20 protein-coding genes are annotated in these 21,171 nt (G+C 69.2%); 10 read left to right on the top strand and 10 right to left on the bottom strand.

Features of this window, described 5'->3' with window-relative positions:
* The first annotated feature begins 1 nt into the window (after window position 1).
* Complete coding sequence (locus G432_RS09620; RefSeq protein WP_015458633.1) at window positions 2–985, top strand: acyltransferase family protein; 984 nt, start codon at window positions 2–4, stop codon at window positions 983–985.
* A 2-nt stretch (window positions 986–987) separates the two neighbouring features.
* Here G432_RS09620 and G432_RS09615 read toward each other — a convergent pair whose 3' ends face one another.
* From G432_RS09615 to G432_RS09605, 3 genes are all read right to left on the bottom strand, one after another.
* A complete protein-coding gene (locus G432_RS09615; RefSeq protein WP_015458632.1) occupies window positions 988–1,716 on the bottom strand; it encodes a class I SAM-dependent methyltransferase in 729 nt (242 codons plus the stop codon).
* Between the two features lie 18 nt (window positions 1,717–1,734).
* The gene (locus G432_RS09610) at window positions 1,735–2,691 is read right to left on the bottom strand and encodes a glycosyltransferase family 2 protein (protein ID WP_015458631.1); all 957 of its coding nucleotides are present in this window, start codon (window positions 2,689–2,691) and stop codon (window positions 1,735–1,737) included.
* A gap of 125 nt (window positions 2,692–2,816) precedes the next feature.
* Complete coding sequence (locus G432_RS09605; RefSeq protein WP_015458630.1) at window positions 2,817–4,049, bottom strand: FAD-dependent monooxygenase; 1,233 nt, start codon at window positions 4,047–4,049, stop codon at window positions 2,817–2,819.
* A gap of 186 nt (window positions 4,050–4,235) precedes the next feature.
* Here G432_RS09605 and G432_RS09600 point away from each other — a divergent pair, with 186 nt between their 5' ends.
* Both G432_RS09600 and G432_RS09595 read left to right on the top strand, forming a co-directional pair.
* Window positions 4,236–6,584 carry an FtsK/SpoIIIE family DNA translocase gene (locus G432_RS09600; RefSeq protein ID WP_041864866.1) on the top strand — a complete coding sequence of 783 codons (2,349 nt, stop codon included), beginning with the start codon at window positions 4,236–4,238 and terminating at the stop codon, window positions 6,582–6,584.
* 54 nt (window positions 6,585–6,638) lie between these two features.
* On the top strand, window positions 6,639–7,304 hold the full coding sequence (locus G432_RS09595) for a LolA family protein (protein ID WP_015458628.1): 666 nt from the start codon (window positions 6,639–6,641) through the stop codon (window positions 7,302–7,304).
* Between the two features lie 214 nt (window positions 7,305–7,518).
* Here the strand turns inward: G432_RS09595 and G432_RS09590 are convergent, their stop codons facing one another.
* Window positions 7,519–8,316, bottom strand: coding sequence for a hypothetical protein (locus G432_RS09590; RefSeq protein ID WP_015458627.1), 798 nt, complete (start codon window positions 8,314–8,316; stop codon window positions 7,519–7,521).
* 131 nt (window positions 8,317–8,447) lie between these two features.
* Here G432_RS09590 and G432_RS09585 point away from each other — a divergent pair, with 131 nt between their 5' ends.
* The 3 genes from G432_RS09585 to G432_RS09575 are packed head-to-tail and all read left to right on the top strand — an operon-like array spanning window position 8,448 to window position 10,797.
* Window positions 8,448–9,242: an exodeoxyribonuclease III gene (locus G432_RS09585; RefSeq protein ID WP_015458626.1), complete on the top strand. Its 795-nt coding sequence runs from the start codon at window positions 8,448–8,450 to the stop codon at window positions 9,240–9,242.
* Complete coding sequence (gene ribA / locus G432_RS09580) at window positions 9,239–10,300, top strand: GTP cyclohydrolase II (protein WP_015458625.1); 1,062 nt, start codon at window positions 9,239–9,241, stop codon at window positions 10,298–10,300. Before G432_RS09585 ends, ribA begins: the two co-directional genes overlap by 4 nt.
* Complete coding sequence (locus G432_RS09575) at window positions 10,297–10,797, top strand: L,D-transpeptidase family protein (protein ID WP_015458624.1); 501 nt, start codon at window positions 10,297–10,299, stop codon at window positions 10,795–10,797. The genes ribA and G432_RS09575 overlap by 4 nt, the downstream gene beginning before the upstream one ends.
* Window positions 10,798–10,914: 117 nt before the next feature.
* Here G432_RS09575 and G432_RS09570 read toward each other — a convergent pair whose 3' ends face one another.
* A complete protein-coding gene (locus tag G432_RS09570; protein ID WP_015458623.1) occupies window positions 10,915–11,850 on the bottom strand; it encodes a ribose-phosphate pyrophosphokinase in 936 nt (311 codons plus the stop codon).
* Window positions 11,851–11,978: 128 nt separating this feature from the next.
* On the opposite strand from G432_RS09570, the gene G432_RS09565 reads away from it, so the two are divergent.
* Complete coding sequence (locus tag G432_RS09565) at window positions 11,979–13,631, top strand: NAD+ synthase (RefSeq protein WP_015458622.1); 1,653 nt, start codon at window positions 11,979–11,981, stop codon at window positions 13,629–13,631.
* Between the two features lie 58 nt (window positions 13,632–13,689).
* Entirely contained in the window at window positions 13,690–15,024 is a 1,335-nt protein-coding gene (gene gltX / locus G432_RS09560; protein ID WP_015458621.1) for a glutamate--tRNA ligase, read from the top strand.
* Window positions 15,025–15,055: 31 nt separating this feature from the next.
* Here the strand turns inward: gltX and feoB are convergent, their stop codons facing one another.
* The 4 genes from feoB to G432_RS09540 form a co-directional block, all read right to left on the bottom strand.
* Window positions 15,056–16,921, bottom strand: coding sequence for a ferrous iron transporter B (feoB, locus tag G432_RS09555; RefSeq protein WP_015458620.1), 1,866 nt, complete (start codon window positions 16,919–16,921; stop codon window positions 15,056–15,058).
* Window positions 16,918–17,166, bottom strand: a complete 249-nt coding sequence (locus G432_RS09550; protein ID WP_084653402.1) for a FeoA family protein — start codon at window positions 17,164–17,166, stop codon at window positions 16,918–16,920. The genes feoB and G432_RS09550 overlap by 4 nt, the downstream gene beginning before the upstream one ends.
* Before the next feature lie 63 nt (window positions 17,167–17,229).
* The gene (locus tag G432_RS09545; protein ID WP_015458618.1) at window positions 17,230–17,892 is read right to left on the bottom strand and encodes a COQ9 family protein; all 663 of its coding nucleotides are present in this window, start codon (window positions 17,890–17,892) and stop codon (window positions 17,230–17,232) included.
* A 43-nt stretch (window positions 17,893–17,935) separates the two neighbouring features.
* A complete protein-coding gene (locus G432_RS09540; protein WP_015458617.1) occupies window positions 17,936–18,871 on the bottom strand; it encodes a DMT family transporter in 936 nt (311 codons plus the stop codon).
* Between the two features lie 56 nt (window positions 18,872–18,927).
* Here G432_RS09540 and G432_RS09535 point away from each other — a divergent pair, with 56 nt between their 5' ends.
* Window positions 18,928–20,004, top strand: a complete 1,077-nt coding sequence (locus tag G432_RS09535) for an alkene reductase (RefSeq protein WP_015458616.1) — start codon at window positions 18,928–18,930, stop codon at window positions 20,002–20,004.
* Window positions 20,005–20,083: 79 nt separating this feature from the next.
* Window positions 20,084–20,569 (top strand): DUF2721 domain-containing protein, encoded by a 486-nt coding sequence (locus G432_RS09530; RefSeq protein ID WP_015458615.1) that lies wholly within the window; start codon window positions 20,084–20,086, stop codon window positions 20,567–20,569.
* Window positions 20,570–20,581: 12 nt separating this feature from the next.
* Here G432_RS09530 and G432_RS09525 read toward each other — a convergent pair whose 3' ends face one another.
* On the bottom strand, window positions 20,582–21,094 hold the full coding sequence (locus G432_RS09525) for a hypothetical protein (protein WP_015458614.1): 513 nt from the start codon (window positions 21,092–21,094) through the stop codon (window positions 20,582–20,584).
* Between the last annotated feature and the right edge of the window lie 77 nt (window positions 21,095–21,171).

Here is a 21,171-nt window from a genome sequence, read left to right as displayed (position 1 = left end):
ATTGCCCGCCAGTCTCGATACGGTGCGCGGCCTCGCCTGCCTGCTGCTGGTCTGCTTCCACGTCGTCGGCGATACGCCGGCGCGCGGGCTGGGGCTGCCGGCGGAATCGGGCTGGCATTATGCCAGCGACAGCCTTGCGCTGATCCGCATGCCGGTCTTCACCATCCTGTCCGGGTTGCTTTACGGCTGCCACCGCGCCAGCCTGCGCAATATCGAGGATTTCGCGATCAAGAAGCTGCGCCGGCTGGGAATTCCGCTGCTGGTGCTGACCTTGCTGATGTGGTCCGGCCGGTCGCTGGTGCATGGCGAGGATGTATCGCTGCCTTATGCGCTCACCCACAGCTATGAGCATCTCTGGTTCCTGCAGGCGCTGCTCTGGGTGTTCGCGTTCGTCGCGCTGGTCGATTGCCTGGCGCGGCCTTCGCCCGTCCGGCTGGCGATGCTGGTCGGCGGCGCGGCGCTGCTTTCGGCGCTGACCCACACCACTTCCTTCCTCTCGCTGGAACGCGCCATCTACCTGCTGCCCTTCTTCCTCTACGGCCTCTTGCTGTCGCAATTGCCGGCGGGTTTGCTGTCCCGGCGGAACGGGATAGCGGCGCTGGTCGCGGCGCTCGCGATCATGGCCTATGCGCAAGGCGGCCTGCTGGGGATCGTCCCCCGGCTGCGGCCGGACGGAATCCCCGCCTTCGCCTGCGGGGCGGCCGCCTGCACCGCGCTGCTCGCATTATTGCCCCGGATCGGCGCGCTGGCGACGATCGGCCATTATTCCTATTCGATCTACCTCTGGCACGTCTTCTTCCTGGCCGGCGGCCGGATGGCGCTGCGCGCGGCGGGCCATGAGGATGTGCCGATGCTGTTCCTCGCCAGCGCCTTCTGCGGGCTGGCGGGGCCGATCCTGCTCCATCGCGTCGCGATCCGACACGAATGGAGCGCGATCGCGCTGCTGGGGATCAAGCCCGCCCGCCGCGGGCTGCAGGCGGCCTGAGGTCAGGCGGGCTCGGCGACCAGGCCGATCGATACGCCGAAGGGCAGGCTCCACCGGCCCACCCAGTGCCGCTCGGCCGCGAATATGCCCTGAAGCAGGCGGTTGACCAGCGGGGAGGGCATCGCATCGTCGCCGTCCTCCTGCCCCCTGAGCTTGCCCAGCCCGCGCGCGGCGGCGATCAGCGGGAAGAGCAGGGTGTTGAAATGGGTGGCGTGGCGCACCTTCAGCCCGCTATCGGCAAGGACCTTGCGGACATGCGCCATGGTGTAGCGCCGCTGGTGGTGGTGGGCGACGTCATGCGCGCTCCACATCCAGGGCGCGGCGGGCACCGTCACCAGGATGCGTCCGCCGGGGGCGAGCTTGGGCACCAGCGCCGACAGCGCCTCGCGGTCGCCGGGAATATGTTCCAGCACGTCGAGCAGGACGATGAGGTCGTAGGCGCCGTCGTCCAGCACCACGTCATGCGGCAGGAGGCCGCCTTTCACGGCGACGCCGGTGCGCTCCGTGGTCAGCGCGCGGGCGGCGTCGTCCGGCTCGATCGCGTCGACGGTGCCGTAGCGCTGGAGCATCGGGATGTTCGATCCCGTGCCGCATCCCACCTCCAGGATACGGGCGCCGGGCCCGGGCCGGACCTGTTGTTCGATCAGCGCTGCGATGATGCGGCGGCGGGCGACGAACCACCAATGCGCGCCATCGATCTCGGCCATCCGATCATAGATGGCGCGATTCATCCAATTCTGCCTTCCAAGCTAGTCCTGTCCTTCGATCCGTTCGCGGATCACATAGATGGGGCGACGCTTCACCTCCACCAGAATGCGGCCGATATACTCGCCCAGCACGCCCAGCGACAGCAATTGCACGCCGCCGAGGAACAGGATCGCCACCATCATCGAGGGATAGCCCGCCACATCCGCGCCGTAGATCACGGTGCGGATCACGACGAACGCCGCATAGACCAGCGCCACCAACGCGATCATCGCGCCCAGATAGCTCCATATCCGCAGCGGGACGGTGGAGGCGGAGGTGATGCCGTCCAGCGCCAGCGTCCATAATTTCCAATAATTGAACTTGGTGCGGCCCACCTGGCGTTCGGCGCGGTCATATTCCACGCCCGCCTGGCGGAAGCCGGACCAGGCGAACAGCCCCTTCATGAAGCGGTTGCGTTCCGGCATCAGCTTGATGACCTCGACCACCTTGCGGTCGAGCAGGCGGAAATCGCCGGCATGCTCGGGTATCTTGTCCGACGAAAGCCAGTTGTGCGCGCGATAATAGAGATCGGCGGTCATCCGCTTGGGCAGCGAATCCGTCTGGCGATCGCGGCGGATGCCGTAGACCACCTCGCAGCCCGCGCGCCAGCGATCGAGCATCTCGCCGATCACCTCGGGCGGGTCCTGCATGTCCACGTCGATCGGGATCACCGCGTCGCCCAGCGCATGGTCCAGCCCCGCCGAAAGCGCGGCCTCCTTGCCGAAATTGCGGGAGAGCGAGAGCGCCCATACTCGCGGATCGGCGCGATGGGCGGCGTGGATCGCGGCCAGCGTCGCATCCTTGCTGCCATCGTCGATGAACAGGATCTCCCAGCTCAACGGCGTGCCGTCCGGCTCGCGCAGCCCGTCCAGCACGCCGCCGACGCGGGTGACGAACGGCGCGATCGCGGCCTCCTCATCCTTGACGGGCACGATTACCGAAAGGCGGGGTGCGGTCATGCGCTGGCTTTCATCCGGTGGGTGTCCCGCGCATAGCCTTTCGCAGGCGCGGCGAACAGATGGCCTCGCGCGGCGGCCGGAGTAAAATCATCGCGAGGGGGGTGGGCCGGCGGCGGGCCGGCCCGTCAGATGCGCTCGCCCTGGAGCAGCCTTGGCAGCTTGCCGGTTTCGCCCCTGGCCTCCGCCATGAAACGGCGCTTGAGCGGGGCGATCCGCTCCACCGCGCCCAGGCCGAAGCGCCGGATCGCCGATGCGGTGCGGCCGGGCACGCCGAACAGGCGGGTGAGCCCATCGGTCGCCGCGGCGACCATGAAGGTATCGAGCGAGCGCCACCGTTCGTAGCGGGCGAGAAGCTGCGCATCGCCCAGGTCCATTCCCAGCCGCGCGCCTTCCACCAGCACCTCGGTGAAGGCGGCGACATCGCGGAAGCCGAGGTTCAGGCCCTGGCCGGCGATCGGATGGATGCCGTGGGCGGCATCCCCCACCAGCGCGAGCCGCGTGCCGGTGATCCGCGCGGCATGGTGGAAGCCTAGCGGATAGCTGGAAAGCGGCGAGGCGAGCTCCAGCGCGCCCAGCAGGCCGCCCATCTTGCCGGCCGCCTCCGCCGCGAAGGCGCGCGGGCCGAGGCCGAGCATGGCGGGCGCATCCTTGCCGGCGACCGTCCAGACGATCGCCGAGCGGTGGCGGCCTTCGGCATCGTCCACCAGTGGCAGGATGGCGAAGGGGCCCTGCGGATAGAATATCTCGTGCGCCACGCCCTGATGGGGATGTTCGTGGATCACCGATCCGATGATCGCGGCGTGATCATATTTCCAGTGGGCGATGCGGATGCCGGCGGCGTCGCGGGTGGGCGACCGGCGGCCCTCGGCGCCGATCAGCAGCGGCGCCTGCACCCTCCGCCCATCGGCCAGCGTGACGCGGGCGGACGTGCCGTCGCGCTCCACGGCGGCGGGGCGGGCGGGCATCAGCAGGGTGATGTTCTTCGCCGCCAGCGCCGTTTCGCGCAGCGCGACGCGGAGCGCCCGATTCTCGAACATGATTCCGACGGCGCCTTCATCCTCGCCCGGCTCGAATATCAGCGCCTGCGGGGTCAGCCCGTCCGTCACCCGGATCGTCTCGATCGGGCAGCCCTTGCCGGCCAGCCTGTCGCCCACGCCGATCGCCTGCAGCATCCGCCACGGCGCGGCGGCGACCGCCGATGCGCGCCCGTCGAAGCCGGCGGTAAGCGTCGCTTCCGGATCGGCGGGGTCGATCACGATCGTGCTCAGGCCGTGCGCATCGAGCGCGATCGCCAGCGTCAGGCCGACCAGCCCGCCGCCCAGGATGATGACATCGCTTCTGAGGTCGCTGCTTTCCATTCCCGCCTGCTAAAGCATTTTCGAGCCGGGTGGAAACACCCGACGGCCCGGACGATACGGAAAACCGGCCGCGCCGGGCGTCGCGCTTGACCCGGAGTCCGCCGCAGGCGATTGTCGGCGGACGGAACATTTCGGGCACGCCCGCCGGCCCCGGCCGCGCGGACGTGCGCATGGCGGGCAAGCAGCATGGCGATGGAACAACCAGTCTGGCGGGAAACCGCGCGTCGCGCGGCGCAGCGTGGCGGATCGATGGGCGGCGCGCTGGCGCTGCTCGCGCTGATGCTGGCGCTGGCCTTCGCGCTGGCGAGCTACCAGCCGACCGATGCCGCGCTCAACACCGCCGCCGGCGGGGACATCGGCAATATCCTGGGGCCGGTGGGCGCATGGGTGGCGGATCTGCTGCTCAGCCTGTTCGGCCCGCCGGCGGCGCTGCTGCTGCCGATCGGGATCATCGCGGCGCTCAGGCTGTGGCGCGGCGCCACCGTGGGCCGGTGGAAGCGATCGCTGCTGCTGTGCATCGCCGGCCTGCTGCTGCTGGGCATGGCGCTCTCGCTGCTGCGCGGCGGCTCGGTCTCCGGCCTGCCCGCCGGCTGGGGGGGCGTGCTGGGCCTCGTCCTCGCCAACGGCCTCGACGCCCTGATCGGCCTTGCCGGCAATGCGAGCTGGATCTCGGCACTGCGCGTCGCCGCCATCCTGCTGTTCGGGGCGGGCGGCATCGCCTTGTGGATCTGGGGCCTGGGGCTGGAGGCCGGCGAGCGCGAATGGCTGTTCCGCCGCCGCGATCGCGCGGCCGCCGATGCCGCCGATGCGGATGCGGACGAAACCCCGCGCCGCGAACGCCAGCCCGCGCGGATTCGCGAGGCGACGCCCGCGCCGCGCCCGCGCGCCACCGCCCTTGTCGACGAGGATGAGGGCGAGGCGCCTTCCGGCCCCACGATCAAGGAGCCGGAGCGCCGGCCGCCGCCCAAGGAGGCGCGCCGCGAACAGCGCCAGCTGCCGCTGGGCGATACCTACACGCTGCCCCCGCTCACCCTGCTGGCGGAGCCGCCGGCCGCCGCCGGCCCCGCGATCGACCGCACCGCGCTGGAACGCAATGCCCGGCTCCTCGAAACCGTGCTCGACGATTTCCACGTCAAGGGCCGCATCGTCGAGGTCCGCCCCGGCCCCGTCGTCACCATGTATGAGCTGGAGCCCGCCGCCGGCATCAAGGCCAGCCGCGTCATCCAGCTTGCCGACGACATCGCCCGCAACATGTCCGCCCTGTCGGCGCGCGTCGCCACCATTCCGGGGCGCACCGTGATCGGCATCGAACTGCCCAACAAGGTGCGCGAGGCGGTGGTGCTGCGCGAGCTGATCGACAGCGCCGCCTTCGAGACCCAGGGCGGCGCGCTGCCGCTGGTGCTGGGCAAGAACATCGCCGGCGATCCGGTGATCCACGATCTCGCCCCCATGCCGCACCTGCTGGTGGCCGGCACCACCGGATCGGGCAAGTCGGTGGGTCTCAACTGCATGATCCTGTCGCTGCTCTACCGGCTGACGCCGGACCAGTGCCGGATGATCATGATCGATCCCAAGATGCTGGAACTCAGTGTCTATGACGACATCCCCCACCTCCTCTCGCCCGTCGTCACCGAGCCGCAGAAGGCCGTCCGCGCGCTGAAATGGGCGGTGGAGCAGATGGAGGACCGCTATCGCATGATGGCCTCGGTCGGGGTGCGCAGCCTGGCCAGCTTCAACGATCTGCTGCGCACCGCGCGCGCCAAGGGCAAGCCGATCACCCGCCGGGTGCAGACCGGCTACGACGCCGAGACCGGCCAGCCCATCTATGAGGAAGAGACGCTGGAATTCGAGGTGCTGCCCCAGATCGTCGTTATCGTCGATGAGCTGGCGGACCTGATGATGACGGCGGGCAAGGAGGTGGAATTCCTGATCCAGCGGCTGGCGCAGAAGGCGCGCGCCGCCGGCATCCACCTCATCATGGCGACGCAGCGCCCCTCGGTGGACGTCATCACCGGCGTCATCAAGGCGAACCTGCCGACGCGCATCAGCTTCCAGGTCACTTCCAAGATCGATTCGCGCACCATCCTGGGCGAACAGGGGGCCGAACAGCTGCTCGGCAAGGGCGACATGCTGTTCATGCCCGGCGGCAAGCAGATCGCCCGCGTCCATGGCCCCTTCGTCTCGGACGACGAGGTGCGCGCCGTGGCGGAGCATTGGAAGGCGCAGGGCACGCCCGAATATATCAACGCCGTCACCGAGGAGCCGGCCGAATCCTATGAGCTGGAGGGCGCGCCCACCGGGCCGGACGATCCCGAGACCAAGGATTATCGCCGCGCCGTGCAGCTCGTGGTCGAAAACCGCAAGGCATCGACCAGCTGGCTCCAGCGGCAATTGCGCGTCGGCTACAACTCCGCCGCGCGGCTGATCGAGCGGATGGAGAAGGATGGGGTCATCTCGTCCCCCGATCATGTCGGCCGGCGCGAGGTGCTGCTGGACGTGGGCGATCTCCCCGATTTCGGCCGCAGGCTCGGCTGATCGATTCGCCGCCGGTTCACAGCCTATTCAAGCCGCAGACGGCATCCCCGCGCCATGACCTACCCGGAGAAACGCATGATCCGCCCCTTCCTGCTTGCGCTCGCCGCGCTGCCGCTGGCCGCCGCGGCCGTCATCGGCGCCGGCCCGGTCGCGGCGCCGGCCGCCGCCGAGGCGGCCGATCCGCTGGCGCAGGTTTCGGCGCATCTCAGGGCCGTGAACACGATGACCGCGGCGTTCGCGCAGACCGACCGCAACGGCAAGACGCTGACAGGCACGCTCACCCTCAAGCGGCCGGGGCGCATCCGGTTCGAATATCAGAAGGGCGTGCCCCTGCTGGTGGTGGGCGACGGCAAGGCGCTCACCATGATCGATTATCAGGTGAAGCAGGTTTCCCGCTGGCCGATCGGCGATTCGCCGCTGTCGGTGCTGCTCGATCCGTCACGCGATCTGTCGCGCTTCGCCAAGGTGGTGCCCAGCGGCGATCCGAAGCTGCTCCTCGTCCAGGCGCGCGATCCCAAGCGGCCGGAATTCGGCACGATCACCATCGCCTTCAGCCGCTCGCCCTCGGCGCCGGCGGGGCTGATGCTGCGCGGCTGGACGATCGTTGACGCGCAGAACAACCGTTCGACCATCGAACTCGACAGCCAGGCCTTCAACATGCCCGTCGCCGACGGCGCCTTCCGCTGGACCGACCCGCGCCCGCGCGGCCCGCGCGGCTGATCGGCGCGACGGTAAACGATTTGTAATGTCCATTCATCCCGGCGACAGCTTTGGGGGCGTAGATATTCCCAAGCGGCCATGGAAGCCGCGCGGGATTTCCCCCTGTTGCCCGCGTCGCACATATCCATGTCCCGCCTTCGCGTGACGAACGCAAGGTCGGCCCCTGCTCCACGCCCCCGGAGCAGGGGCCATTCCTTTTCAGGGTGGCCGCCCTTCAGCTGCAGACGCGCTTGCGCACCGTGGTGACGTCCGTCACCCGGCCGCTGCGGGTGGCGATGGCGACGCACTGGCTGGTGCCGCCGTTCCAGTAATAAGCGGTGTGGCCGCCATCCGAATTGCTGTCCCGATCCACCTGGCGGAAGCCGCGGCGCGACAGTTCGGACTGCGCCCGGTCCCAGTCCTGGTAGGAAATGTCCAACAGGTTGACGTAGTCGCCATAGCCCCCGCGCGGATGATTGGGCCGGTAGGCGGTTTCCTGGTTCCGCTGCTCCACGCCTGCCGAATAGCCGTTGGCATAAGCGTCGCTGCGCGAATAATTATGGTAGGACTGGTTGTAGAGCCCGTCGCGATAGCCGCGTTCATAATCCGCTTCGGACTGGCTGTCCGAATAATGCTGGCCGTCGTCATGATTGTGGGATTTGTGGGCCAGCGCGATCACGCCGATCAGCGCCGCCGCGCCCACGGCGACCGCCGCCGCCGTATCGCCGCCACCGCCTTTCTGCCCGCAATCCGCCGCCGGCGTGGATGTGATCGCGTCGTAGCGGCCGTCCACCGTCGATACCGACAGGCACTGCTTCTTGTCGCGGTTCCACCAATAGGTCCATTTGCGGTCGTCGCCGGTGCTGCCGTGCTGGAACGTATAGCCCCGCGATTCGAGCGCGGACTCCCCTGCCGAGGCGCGGGCGCCCACCAGATCGCGGACGTCGCCGGGTGTCGCCGCCAAGGCCGGCGCGCCCGGCAGCATGGCGATAAGGAACGACGCCATCGCGGCGCCGGAAACGACCTGCTTCATTCGATCTTCCCCATATCGATGATAGGCGGCGGGCCGAGGCTATCATGATTCTTCGCGCCCCGTAACGGATTGCAGCCGCCCCGTGGGGCTGGTGACTGGCGCCGGCGCGGCGGCATCGCTACATCGCGGCCATGTCCGATACGCTCAAGATCGCTTCCTGGAACATCAATTCGGTGCGCGCCCGCATCGATATCGTCACCCGCTTCCTCGAGGAGGAGCGGCCGGACATATTGTGCCTCCAGGAAACCAAGGTGGTGAACGACATCTTCCCCGGCGATCCGTTCCGTCGCATGGGCTATGTCCACCAGGTGCTGAACGGCCAGCGGATGCACCATGGCGTCGCGATCCTGAGCAAGGTGCCGCTGGACGAGAATCTCAACCATGACTGGCAGGATAATGGCGAGGCCCGCCATGTCGGCGTGCGCCTGCCCAACGGCGTCAGGCTGGAAAATGTCTATGTGCCCGCCGGCGGCGACATTCCCGATCGCGTGCTGAACCCGAAATTCGGGCAGAAGCTGGATTTTATCGAGCGGATGACGCGCTGGTCCGAAACGCTGGCCGAACCGACGCTGATGGTCGGCGATTTCAATATCGCGCCGCTGGAATGCGACGTGTGGAGCCACAAGCAGCTTCTCGACGTCGTCAGCCACACGCCTGTCGAGGTGGAGGCGCTGACCCGCCTGCAGCAGAGCCATGGCTGGATCGATCTCGGCCGGCATTTCCACCCGGCGCCGGCGCGGCTCTATACGTGGTGGAGCTATCGTTCGAAGGACTGGACCGCCAATGATCGCGGTCGCCGCCTCGATCATATGTGGGCGAGCCCCACGGTCGCCGCCGCGGCGACCGGCCATCGCGTGCTCGAGCCGTGCCGGAGCTGGCTCAAGCCGTCCGACCATGTGCCGCTGGTGACGGAGTTCTCCTTTTGACGGGCCTGCGCGACGCCGCCCGCGCGCTGGACGCGCTGCGCCGGGGCTGGCCGGTGCGCATCCTATCGGCCGAAGGGGCGATCGCGGTGCTGGCGATCGAGACCGCCGACGACGGCCGGCTCGCCACCTTCGATCCCGATGGCCGCGCCGATGTGCTGCTGTCGAGCGGCCGGGCCGCGACGCTGAAGCTCGCCAACCAGCGCGATGCGGCGACGCCGGGAACCGCCGTCCGCATCGAACGCGCGCCCTGGCTCGATCTGCCGGCAGCGGTGGCGCTGGCCGATCCGGCGCTCGATCTGGCGACGCCGCTGAAGGGGCCGTTCCGCGCGATAGCCACGTCCGCGCCCGATGCCGCCGCCGCTGCCCTGCGGCTGGCGCGGCTGGCCGGCCTGCTGCCCGCCTTCTTCGTGCTGGACGACGGGGCCGGCGAGGTGGAGGTTTCGGCCGAAGCCATTGCCGGGCAGGATGCGCCGGCCAGGCTGGTCGTCGCCGCGCGGGCGCGCCTGCCGGTCGAGGTGTCCGAACGCAGCGAGATCGTCGCCTTCCGCAATGCCGACGACGCGGCCGAGCATGTCGCCCTCATCATCGGCGAGCCGGACGGGACGCCGCCTCTGGTGCGCCTCCACAGCGAATGCCTGACGGGCGACGTGCTGGGATCGCTGAAGTGCGATTGCGGGCCGCAGCTCCACGCCGCCCTCCACGAGATCGCCGATTCGCGCTGGGGCATATTGCTCTACCTCAGGCAGGAAGGGCGCGGCATCGGCCTGGTCAACAAGCTGCGCGCCTATGCGCTGCAGGATCAGGGCTATGACACGGTGGACGCGAACGTCCGCCTCGGCTTCGATGTCGATGCCCGCGATTTCGGCGTGGCCGCGCGGATGCTGCAATTGCTGGGGCAGGATAGGGTGCGCCTCCTCACCAACAATCCTGCCAAGGTCGCGGGGCTGGAGGCGGCGGGGGTCGCGGTGGTCGAACGGGTGGCGCACGCGATGGAGGCGAACCCCCACAATCGCGCCTATCTGGATACCAAGCGCGATCGCACCGGCCACCAGCTATGATTCGCGTCGATACCGGGGCGTTGACGCTCGAGGCCGCCAGCCGGCGGATCGCCTGCGCGATCGGCCGTTCGGGCGCCTGCCCGGCGGCGGACAAGCGCGAGGGCGACGGCATGACGCCACTCGGCCTCTGGGCGATCCGCACCGTGCTGTTCCGCCCCGGCCGCGCCGCGCCGCCGGCGGGCCTCGCCCTGCCATGGCGCTGGACCCGCGCGGACGATGGCTGGTCGGACGATCCCGCCGACCCCGCCTATAATCGCCCGATCCGGCATCCGCGTGCCGCTTCGGCCGAGCATCTCTGGCGGGAGGACGGGCTTTACGACGTGATCGTCACGCTGGGCCACAATGATGCGCCTCCCGTGCCGGGCCTCGGCAGCGCGATCTTTCTGCATTGCTGGAACGAGGCGAAACCGACCGAAGGCTGCGTCGCTATCGAAAAGGCCGCGCTGCTCGACCTGCTGCCCCTGATCGGGCGCGGCGAAAGCGTCGAGATTCGCTGACCGCACGCACAACCGCCGTGCCGGCCCGGTCTCGGCATCCATCGCCGCAACGCCCGAATATCGGGCGCAGCGACAATGAATCGCGGCTTTCGTCAGGATGGCGGCCGGGCGATGGCCTCAGTCGAACAGCGACGATACCGACGTCTCGTCGGCGATGCGTTTGATCGCCTCGGCAAGCAGCGGCGCGATCGTCAGGTGGCGGATCTTCTCCGCCGCCGCGACCGCTTCCGGCGCGCCGATCGAATCGGTGATCACCAGTTCGCGCAGCTGCGATCCCTCCACGCGGGCGACCGCGCCGCCCGAAAGCACACCATGGGTGACATAGGCGACCACGTCTTCCGCGCCCGCTTCCTTGAGCGCGGCCGCGGCGTTGCACAGCGTGCCCGCCGAATCGACGATATCGTCAACGAGGATGCAGAAGCGGCCGGTGACGTCGCCAATGATGTTCATCACCTCCGATTCGCCGGCGCGCTCGCGGCGCTTGTCGACGATGGCCAGCGGCGCGTTCTCCAGCCGCTTGGCCAGCGCGCGGGCGCGCACCACGCCGCCCACGTCGGGGGATACGACCATCAAATTCTTGCCGGCGAAGCGCGCCTGGATATCGGCGGACATCACCGGGGCGGCGAACAGATTGTCGGTCGGGATATCGAAGAAGCCCTGGATCTGGCCGGCGTGCAGATCGACCGAAAGCACGCGATTCGCCCCCGCCGTCGTCAGCAGGTTCGCCACCAGCTTGGCGGAAATTGGCGTGCGCGGGCCGGGTTTGCGGTCCTGCCGGGCATAGCCGAAATAGGGGATCACCGCCGTGATCCGCTTGGCCGACGCGCGCTTCAGCGCATCGATGCAGATCAGCAGCTCCATGAGGTTGTCATTGGCCGGATAGCCGGTCGACTGCACCACGAACACGTCCTCGCCGCGGACATTCTCGTGGATTTCGACGAAGACCTCCTCGTCGGCGAAGCGGCGCACGCTCGCCTCGGTAAGCGGGATTTCGAGATAGGCGGCGATCGCTCGCGCCAGCGGCAGGTTGGAATTGCCGGCCAGTAGTTTCATGTTCGTCCTCGCTGCCGCGTTTCGCGGCCTATTAGTCGCCAGATGCGCGCGGGGGAAGGGGGTAGGGCGTTCGATGGAACGGCGGCCCGCTCTGGCCGTTCGATCCGTCCCGCCCTAAAGCAGGGGTCATGACCATGCGCCTTTCCATCCTGCTCGCCCAGCTCAATCAGAATATGGGCGATCTCGCCGCCAATGCCGATGCCATGCTGGCGGTGCGCGATCGCTGGCCCGAGGCCGATCTCATCCTGTTCCCGGAACTCCAGCTGATCGGCTATCCGCCCGAGGATCTGGTGCTGAAGCCCGCGCTGATCGCCCGCGCGCATGATGAGCTGCACCGCATGGCCGCCGCCACCGCCGATGGCGGGCCGGCGATGCTCGTGGGCACCGTGATCGCGCTCGACGACGGGCTCTACAATGCGATGGCGCTGCTCGATCGCGGTGCCGTCGCGGCGATGATCCGCAAGCATGAGCTACCCAATTACGGCACCTTCGATGAAAAGCGGCTGTTCATGCCCGGCCCGCCGCCGGAGCCGATCCATTTTCGCGGCGTGCGCATCGGCGTGCCGATCTGCGAGGATATCTGGTTCCCCAAGGTGTGCGAGCAGCTGAAGGCAGCCGGGGCGGAGCTGCTGCTCGCCCCCAATGGCAGCCCCTATGAGCCGGACAAGGACGATCTGCGCCTGGCGCTCGTCCGCCGCCGCGTGGAGGAGACGGGGCTGCCGCTCGCCTATCTGAACCGCGTCGGCGGGCAGGATGAGCTGGTGTTCGACGGCTCCTCCTTCGTCGTCAACGCCGATGGCGCGGTCGCGGTGCAGATGCCGGATTGGGAAGCCGCCGAAACGCTCACCTTCTGGGACAGGGGCGCGGGCGGCTGGACCTGCGAGGCGGGGGAGCGCCATGCGCTCGATCCCGCGCCGGCGGATCTTTACCACGCGATGATGATTGCGCTGCGCGATTATGTGAACCGCAACGGCTTCCCCGGCGTGGTGCTCGGCCTGTCCGGCGGCATCGACAGCGCGCTTTCCGCCGCCGTCGCGGTCGATGCGCTGGGGGCGGACCGGGTATGGTGCGTGATGATGCCGTCGCGCTACACGGTCGACGAAAGCCTGTCCGACGCGGCCGAATGCGCGCGGCTGCTGGGCGTGCGGCTCGATACCATCCCGATCGAGCCGGCGGTGACGGCTTTCGATGCCATGCTGGCCCCCGCCTTCGCCGGCCGCGCGCGCGATCTGGCCGAGGAGAATATCCAGTCGCGCATCCGGGGCGTCACCCTGATGGCGCTCAGCAACAAGTTCGGCCACATGCTGCTCACCACCGGCAACAAGAGCGAGATGTCGGTGGGCTATGCCACCATCTATGGCGACATGGCCGGCGGCTATTCGGTGCTGAAGGATGCCTACAAGACCACGGTGTTCGCGCTGTCCGAATGGCGCAACGCCAATCGCCCGTCGCTGGGCCTGGGGCCGGAAGGGCCGGTGATGCCGGTGAACGTGATCACCAAGCCGCCGACGGCGGAGCTGCGCGCCGACCAGAAGGATTCGGATTCGCTGCCGCCTTACGACGTGCTCGATCCCATCCTGCGCGGGCTGGTGGAGGAGGAGCTTTCGGTCGCCGATCTCGTCGCGCGCGGCTTCGATCGCGATACGGTCGCGCGGGTGGAGCGGCTGCTCTACATCGCCGAATATAAGCGCCGCCAGGCTCCGCCGGGGGTGAAGCTCGGCACGCGCAATTTCGGGCGCGACCGGCGCTACCCGATCACCAACGCCTTCCGCACGGCGTGATCGCGCCCGTTCTGGCCATTCCTGCCGGCTCCGCGCCGGCGCTCAATCGGATCGAAGCATGACCGTGACCACCCGTTTCGCCCCGTCGCCCACCGGGCGGCTGCATGTCGGCAATATCCGCGCCGCGCTCCACAACTGGTTGTTCGCGCGCCAGCAGGGCGGCCGTTTCCTGCTGCGGCTGGACGATACCGATGCCGAACGATCGACCGAGGCGTTCGTTGAGGCGATCCGCGCCGATCTCGGCTGGCTCGGGCTGGTGCCCGATGGGGAGGAACGGCAGTCGCGCCGCTTCGCGCTCTACGAGGCCGCCTTCGATCGGTTGCGCGCGGCGGGCCGGGTCTATCCCGCTTATGAGACCCAGCAGGAACTGGACCTCAAGCGCAAGATCCTCGCCGGGCGGGGCCTGCCGCCGGTCTATGACCGCGCGGCGCTGGCGCTGAGCGATGCCGATCGCGCCGCGCTGGAGGCGGAAGGGCACCGGCCGCACTGGCGCTTCCGGCTGGACCATGACGAGCCGATCGCCTGGGACGATCTGATCCGCGGCCCGCAGCGCTTCGATCCGACGCTGCTGTCCGATCCGATCGTCCGCCGCGCCGACGGCAGCTGGCTCTATATGCTGCCCAGCGTGATCGACGATGTGGACATGGACGTCACCCATGTCGTGCGCGGCGAGGATCATGTCACCAATACCGGGCTCCAGCTCCAGATGTTCGCGGCGCTGGGCGCCACGCCGCCGGCCTTCGCGCACGAGGCGCTGCTGACCGGCAGTGAGGGCAAGCTTTCCAAGCGCCTCGGCGCGCTCGGCTGCGATGGCTTCCGCGAAATGGGGATCGAGCCGCTGGCGCTGCTGGCGCTGCTGGCGCGCATCGGCACCAGCGATCCGGTCGAGCCGGTGGCGACGGTGGACGAGTTGCTCCACGCCTTCGATTTCAACCGTTTCGGCCGTGCGCCCGCGCGCTTCGACCTGGAGGAGCTGACCGCGCTCAACGCCCGCATCATCCACCGCCTCCATTATCAGGACGTCGCCGATCGGCTGCCCGCCGGCATGGATGCCGCCGCCTGGCAGGCGATCCGGCCGAATATCGACAAGGTGGCCGATGCGGCGGACTGGTGGGCCGTGGTCGAAGGCCCGGTCGCGGCCCCCGCATTCGATGAACAGGATCGCGCCTATCTGGCCGAGGCGGCCGGCGTCGCCGCCGGTCTCGACTGGGCCGGCGATCCCTGGCCGGCGCTGACGACGCTGCTGAAGGACGCCACCGGCCGCAAGGGCAAGGCGCTGTTCCTGCCGCTGCGCCACGCGCTCACCGGCCGGGATCACGGCCCGGACATGGCTGCGCTGCTGCCGCTGATCGGCAAGGACCGCGCGATCGAACGGCTGCGCGCGGCGGGGTGACCGGGGGAGGGCCGGCCTCCCGGCCCCGCGCCTATCCCAGCCCCAGCGCGGTTGCCGTCCAGAAGGTCGCGCCCGCCGCGATATAGGCCAGCACGAAGAGGTAACCGAGCGCGAACAGCGGCCAGCGCCAGCTATTGGTCTCGCGCCGGATCACCGCGATGGTGGACAGGCATTGCGGCGCGAACACGAACCACATCAGGAAGGCCAGCGCCGTCGGCAGCGGCCAGCGTCCGCTCAGCCGCTCCGTCACCGTTTGCTCCAGCACGGTCTCGTCATCGGATTCGATCGAATAGACGGTGCCGAGCGCCGCCACCGCCACCTCGCGCGCGGCCATCGCCGGGATGATCGCCAGCGCGATTTCATGGTTGAAGCCGATCGGCCGCACCACGGGTTCCAGCACCGATGCGATGCGGCCGGCGGCGGAATATTCCACCTGGCTCCGCCCCTCCGGCGCCTGCGGGAAGGAGAGGAGCAGCCACAGCAGCAGCGATGCCGCGAGGATCAGCGTACCGGCGCGGCGCAGGAATATCCAGGCGCGCTGGGCCAGCCCGATCAGGATGTCGCGCGGGTCCGGCCACTGATAGCGCGGCAGCTCCATCATGAAGGTGCCGGCGGCCCCCCGCGTCACGGTGCGGCGCAGGATGAAGGCGGCCGCCATCGCACCCAGGATGCCGGCGATATAGAGGCCGAACAGCACCAGCCCCTGCAGGCCGATGCCGTAACCCATGTCGCGCGCCGGGATGAAGGCGCCGATAATCACGGCATAGACCGGCAACCGCGCCGAACAGGTCATCAGCGGTGCGATCAGGATCGTCGTCAACCGGTCCTTCGGATCGTCGATCGTGCGCGTCGCCATGATGCCGGGGATGGCGCAGGCGAAGGAGGAGAGAAGCGGGATGAACGCCCGGCCGGACAGGCCGACGCCCGCCATCAATTTGTCCATCAGAAAGGCGGCGCGGACCATGTAGCCCGATGCCTCCAGCACCAGGATGAACAGGAACAGGATCAGGATCTGCGGCAGGAACACCACCACCGATCCGACGCCGGCGATCAGCCCGTCGACGACCAGCGATCGCAGCAGGCCGGCGGGCAGGGCATCGGTCGCGGCGCCCTGGATCACGGAAAAGCCGTCCTCGATCCAGCCGATCGGCGCTTCGGACCAGGCGAACACCGCCTGGAACATCACGAACAGCAGGGCCAGCAGGATGGCGAGGCCCGCCACCGGGTGCAGCAGCACGCGGTCGATCCGCTCGGCCGCGTCGCGCGTCACCTCGGGCCGCGTGGTCGCCGCCGCGGCGATGGCGCGCGCGCGCCGCTGGAGCGCGGTGTAGCTGGAATGTTCGGCGGCCTCGGCCACCTCCGGCGCGACCGGCGCGGCGTTCGATCCCACCGCCTTGCCGAGCGCGGCGCGCAGCTCGTCCAGCCCGCGCCGGCGCACCGCGACCGTGGGGACCACGGGGATGCCCAGCTCGCGCGAGAGCATCTCGGCATCGATGGTCAGCCCGTCGCGTTCGGCCATGTCGACCATGTTGAGCGCCATCACCGTCGGCAGGCCGAGGGCGACGAGCTGGAGCGCGAAGCGCAGATGATTGTCCAGGTTGCCGGCATCGACGACAATCACGATCGCCGCCGGCGGCCGCTCGCCCGCCTGGTGGCCGGTTACGACGTCGCGCGTCACCGCTTCGTCCGGGCTGCCGGGATCGAGGCTGTAGGTGCCGGGCAGGTCGACCAGCTCGACCGGGCGGCCGTCATCCAGCGAGAAGCGACCCGATTTCCGCTCCACCGTGACGCCGGGATAATTGCCCACCTTCTGGCGGGCACCGGTCAGAGCATTGAAAAGGGCGCTTTTGCCGGCATTGGGATTGCCGACCAGCGCGACGAGCGGGAGGGGATTCATGCTTCGTGGCCGGTGACGCTTATCGCCAGGGCCACGCGCCGTCGCAGCGCCACCGTCATCCGCCCCACCCGGCAGGCGACGGGATCGCTGCCGATGGGGCCGGTGTGCAGCTTCTGCACCACCACGCCTTCGTCGAAACCGAATTCCCGCAGCCGCTTCGCCTCGGCCGGGCCGATTCCGTCCCAGTCGATCGCGGAAACCGTGGCGTTCCGCCGCAGCGGTAGTTCATCGAGACGCAAGATCATCACCCGCAAGTCAATATTCTGCGAGTGATTATCAATAGGACGGGGAAAAGGCCAGCCCGATCGTCACCGCACAGGATAACGCAGCCGGCCCAGGAAGCGCGCCGGGCTGAAATGGCGATCGGGATCGGGCTTCAGCTGCGCCTTCAATTTCTCGAACCGCATCACATTGTCGATCCGCCGGGCCAGGAAGGCGCGGGTGTCGGCGAAATCCTCGCTCTCGTCGTCGAGGAAGGCGAGCAGGGTCGCGCCATAGACAGCGGCCAGCGTCGCCCGCTTGGTATAATAAGCGAAGTCGGTGGCGGTATCGCCGGCCGCCCGCCACATCGCATCGGCGGCGCGCCAGCCCAGCTTCGCGCCGTGGGCGGCATGGGCGGGGCGGGCGAGGATGGAAAGCGCGCGGCGCAGCGCCTCGCGGTCGGGATCGACCAGTTCGAGCCGGGTGGTGACCAGTGCCGATATTCGCTCGCGGATCTTCATCGCCGCCAGCGTCTTGCCCGGCAGCCTTTCCGCCATCGTCCGGTCGACATAAGCGAACCAGGCGTCGATCATCGCGACCGCGCCGCCGCGGAAGGCGAGCGCCGCCTGCCCCGGCGGCAGGCCGATCTCCGCCCCGGCGGCGTCCAGCGCCGCGGCGCTCCAGCCGTCGAAGGCGGCGTGGCGGGCGAGGCGCGGCGCCAGCGCCTGGCGGATTTCGTCGAGCGTGAGGTCGGGTGCGGTCTCGGTCATGGGCGGAGCATAGGCCGGTGCGCCGCGCGCGCCAACAGCGGCGTCAGGCCGGCCGCGATCGATCGGGCCGGCGCACCAGCACCAGGGCGACGGCGATGGCGACCGCGCCGATGCCGTCCACCACGCCCAGCCGCTCGCCATAGGCGATCCAGCCGACGGCGGCCGCCACCACCGGCTGGATCAGCAGGCCGATGCCGATCACCAGCGGCGGCAGATGGCCGATCGCATAGACGATCAGCCCCTGGCCGATCACCTGGCTGCCGATCGCCAGCAGCAGCAGCGGCGTCCAGTTGCCGGGCCGGATCGCCTCGCCCATCAGCATGGCGAAGATGAGCAGCGGCAGCGTGCCGAACAGGGTCGAAAGCGCGATCGTCGGCAGCGGCGCCAGCCGCCCGCGCGCCGCGCCCACCGCGACGAGATAGAAGGTGTAGAGGATGCCGGCGAGAATGCAGAGCAGGTCGCCCACCAGATTCTGCGGCGAAAGCTGGTAGGATCGGCCCATCAGCAGCACCGCGCCGGCCGCCGCCAGGATCAGCGCGAATATCTGCGTCCGTCCCGGCATCGCGCGGGCGATGATGAAGCCGTAGATCGGGAAGGTCAGGCTGGTGATGTTGCCGAACAGGGTGGCGTTGGCCAGCGTCGTGTGGAGGATGCCGACATGCCAGGATGCGAGGTCGGCGGCGAAGAAGAAGCCGCCGCACGCCAGCACCGCCCACAACCGGCGCGGCATCGCCGGCACCGGCTGGCCCGCCGCCCGGCAGAGGATCAGCAGCAGTGGCGCCGCGATCGCCAGCCGCCAGAATCCCGCCGCCACCGGGCCGACATCGGCCAGCCGCACGAACCAGGCGCCGAAGGCCAGCGCGACGTTTGCCGCCACCATCGCGGCGAAGGCCAGCGCCCGGCCGCGACCGCGCCCGCCGTCACCCCGTTCCCGGCTTTCTTCCGCAGAAGTTAATCTTGACGCATCCGAATCGTGCATCGCGCCATCTGGCTGCCTATGTCGGTGCAGTCCAGTTTCAAAAAGGGACCTAAGCCATGCCGTCGCTGTTCGATCCCATCCGCCTGGGCGCCGTGGAAGCGCCGAACCGTATCCTGATGGCACCGCTCACCCGCGCGCGCGCCACCCGCGATCATGTGCCGACGCCGATCATGGCGGAATATTATGCCCAGCGCGCCAGTGCCGGCCTGATCCTGTCGGAAGCGACCGGCATCAGCCAGGAAGGCACCGGCTGGCCGTTCGCTCCCGGCCTGTGGAGCAACCGGCAGGTGGAAGCGTGGAAGCCCGTGACGGAGGCGGTCCACAAGGCGGGCGGGCGCATCTTCGCCCAGCTCTGGCACATGGGCCGCATCGTCCATCCGAGCTTCATCGGCGCCGCCGCGCCGGTATCGGCATCCGCGACCACCGCGCCCGGCAAGGCGCACACCTATGACGGCAAGCAGCCTTATGCCGAGGCGCGCGCGCTCAGGCTCGACGAGATTCCCCGGCTGATCGACGATTATGCCCGCGCCGCGCGCAACGCGCTGGCCGCCGGCTTCGATGGCGTCCAGCTCCACGCCGCCAATGGCTATCTGATCGATCAGTTCCTGCGCGACAATTCCAACCATCGCGACGATGCCTATGGCGGCCCCGTCGCCAACCGCATCCGCCTGCTCGCCGAAGTGGTGGAGGCGCTGGCCGGCGTCGCGGGCGCGGGCCGCACGGCCGTCCGGCTCTCGCCCAATGGCGAGATCCAGGGCGTGGACGACAGCGACCAGAACGCGCTGTTCACGGCCGCCGCTGCCGCGCTCGACGGCTTCGGCCTCGCCTTCCTCGAATTGCGCGAGCCCGGCCCCCAGGGCACCTTCGGCGCATCGGATCGGCCAGCGGTGGCGCCGTTGATCCGCAAGGCCTTTTCCGGCCCGCTGGTGCTCAATTCCGATTATGTCGGCGATACCGCGCAGGCGCTGCTGGACGATGGGATCGCCGATGCCGTCAGCTTCGGCCGCACCTTCCTCGCCAACCCGGATCTCCCCCACCGGCTGGCGAACGGCCTGCCCCTGCAGAAGGATGATCCGCGCACCTGGTACAGCCAGGGCAGCGAAGGCTATACGGATTACCCCGCCGTCGCCTGATGGCTGATCGGATACGGCGCCGCCGCCATCGCCGCGGCGGCGCTTGACGGCCGGTCGCGGCGCCCGCAATCCTGCGGGGATGCTGCCGCCATCCAACGTCGCCGTCGCGGAAATCGCGCACACCATCCAGCTTGCCGTGGCGCCCGTCTTCCTGCTGGCGGGCATCGGCAGCATCCTCAACGTGCTGGCCGGCCGGCTCGCCCGCGTCGTCGATCGCGCCCGCCAGCTCGCGCGCGAATTCACCCCCACCGATCATCCCGATCACGAGGCGCAAGTGCATGAGCTGCGGCTGCTGGATCGGCGGATCATGCTCGCCAACATGGCGATCTTCCTCTGCACGGCCAGCGCGGCGCTGATCTGCGCGGTGGTGGCCGGCCTGTTCATCGCCGATCTCACCAGCCTGGGCTTCGCGCGGACGATGGCCTTCGGCTTCATCGCGGCGATGCTGCTGCTGGTATCGGGCCTGTTCCTGTTCCTGATCGAGGTGCGCGTGGCGCTGCTCACCATCCGCGTGCGCGAGGAGCTGCTGGAACAGCGCACCAACCGGCGGAGCTGGCGGCGCTGATCCTGCGCCCGGTTATTTGCGGCAATCCTCCACCACCCGCGCCACTTCCGCCCAGGCGGGGATGGTGAGCGCGGGCAGGCCTTCCGTGTCGATGCGGAAGCGCCCGCGGCTGAAGGCCATCCAGTCCAGCAGGCCATCCGATGCCGTCAGCCGGGCGGTCAGCCCCTGCGCGGCCGGCGTCGCGGGCAAGCGGCGCTTGCCGTAGCTGGTCGTCACGTCGATCCCGTTCGCCGTGCTTCCCGCCGGCGCGGCGCGCGAAAGCAGGATCGTGCGATCGGCCTGGCAGGCCAGCACCAGCTCCGCCGGCTGCCCGGCCACGCCGAAGCGCGCCGTGCCGCGATCATAGCGCCAGTCGCCCGGCGTCAGCGGCGCATCCTCCCAGGCCAGGGGCGGCGGGGGCGGGGGAGGCGCGGGGGCCGGCGGGGGTGGCGGCGGCGGAGGGGCCTCGGGGGCGACGCATCCGGCGACGGCCAGCAGGGCGATTGCCGTCAGCGCGGCGCGGAAGGAAAGCGGGAACCCAGCCATGTCAGCGGAATGATCGATCTCGGCGCATCTGAAAAGCCCTGTCTGTCGCACCCGATCGGATTGCCCGGCCGGCCTAT

Source organism: Sphingomonas sp. MM-1, from assembly GCF_000347675.2.
Classification (GTDB): domain Bacteria; phylum Pseudomonadota; class Alphaproteobacteria; order Sphingomonadales; family Sphingomonadaceae; genus Sphingomonas_E; species Sphingomonas_E fennica.
Note: the sequence above shows the minus strand (reverse complement) of the source record. Positions and strands in the feature narration are given on the sequence as shown.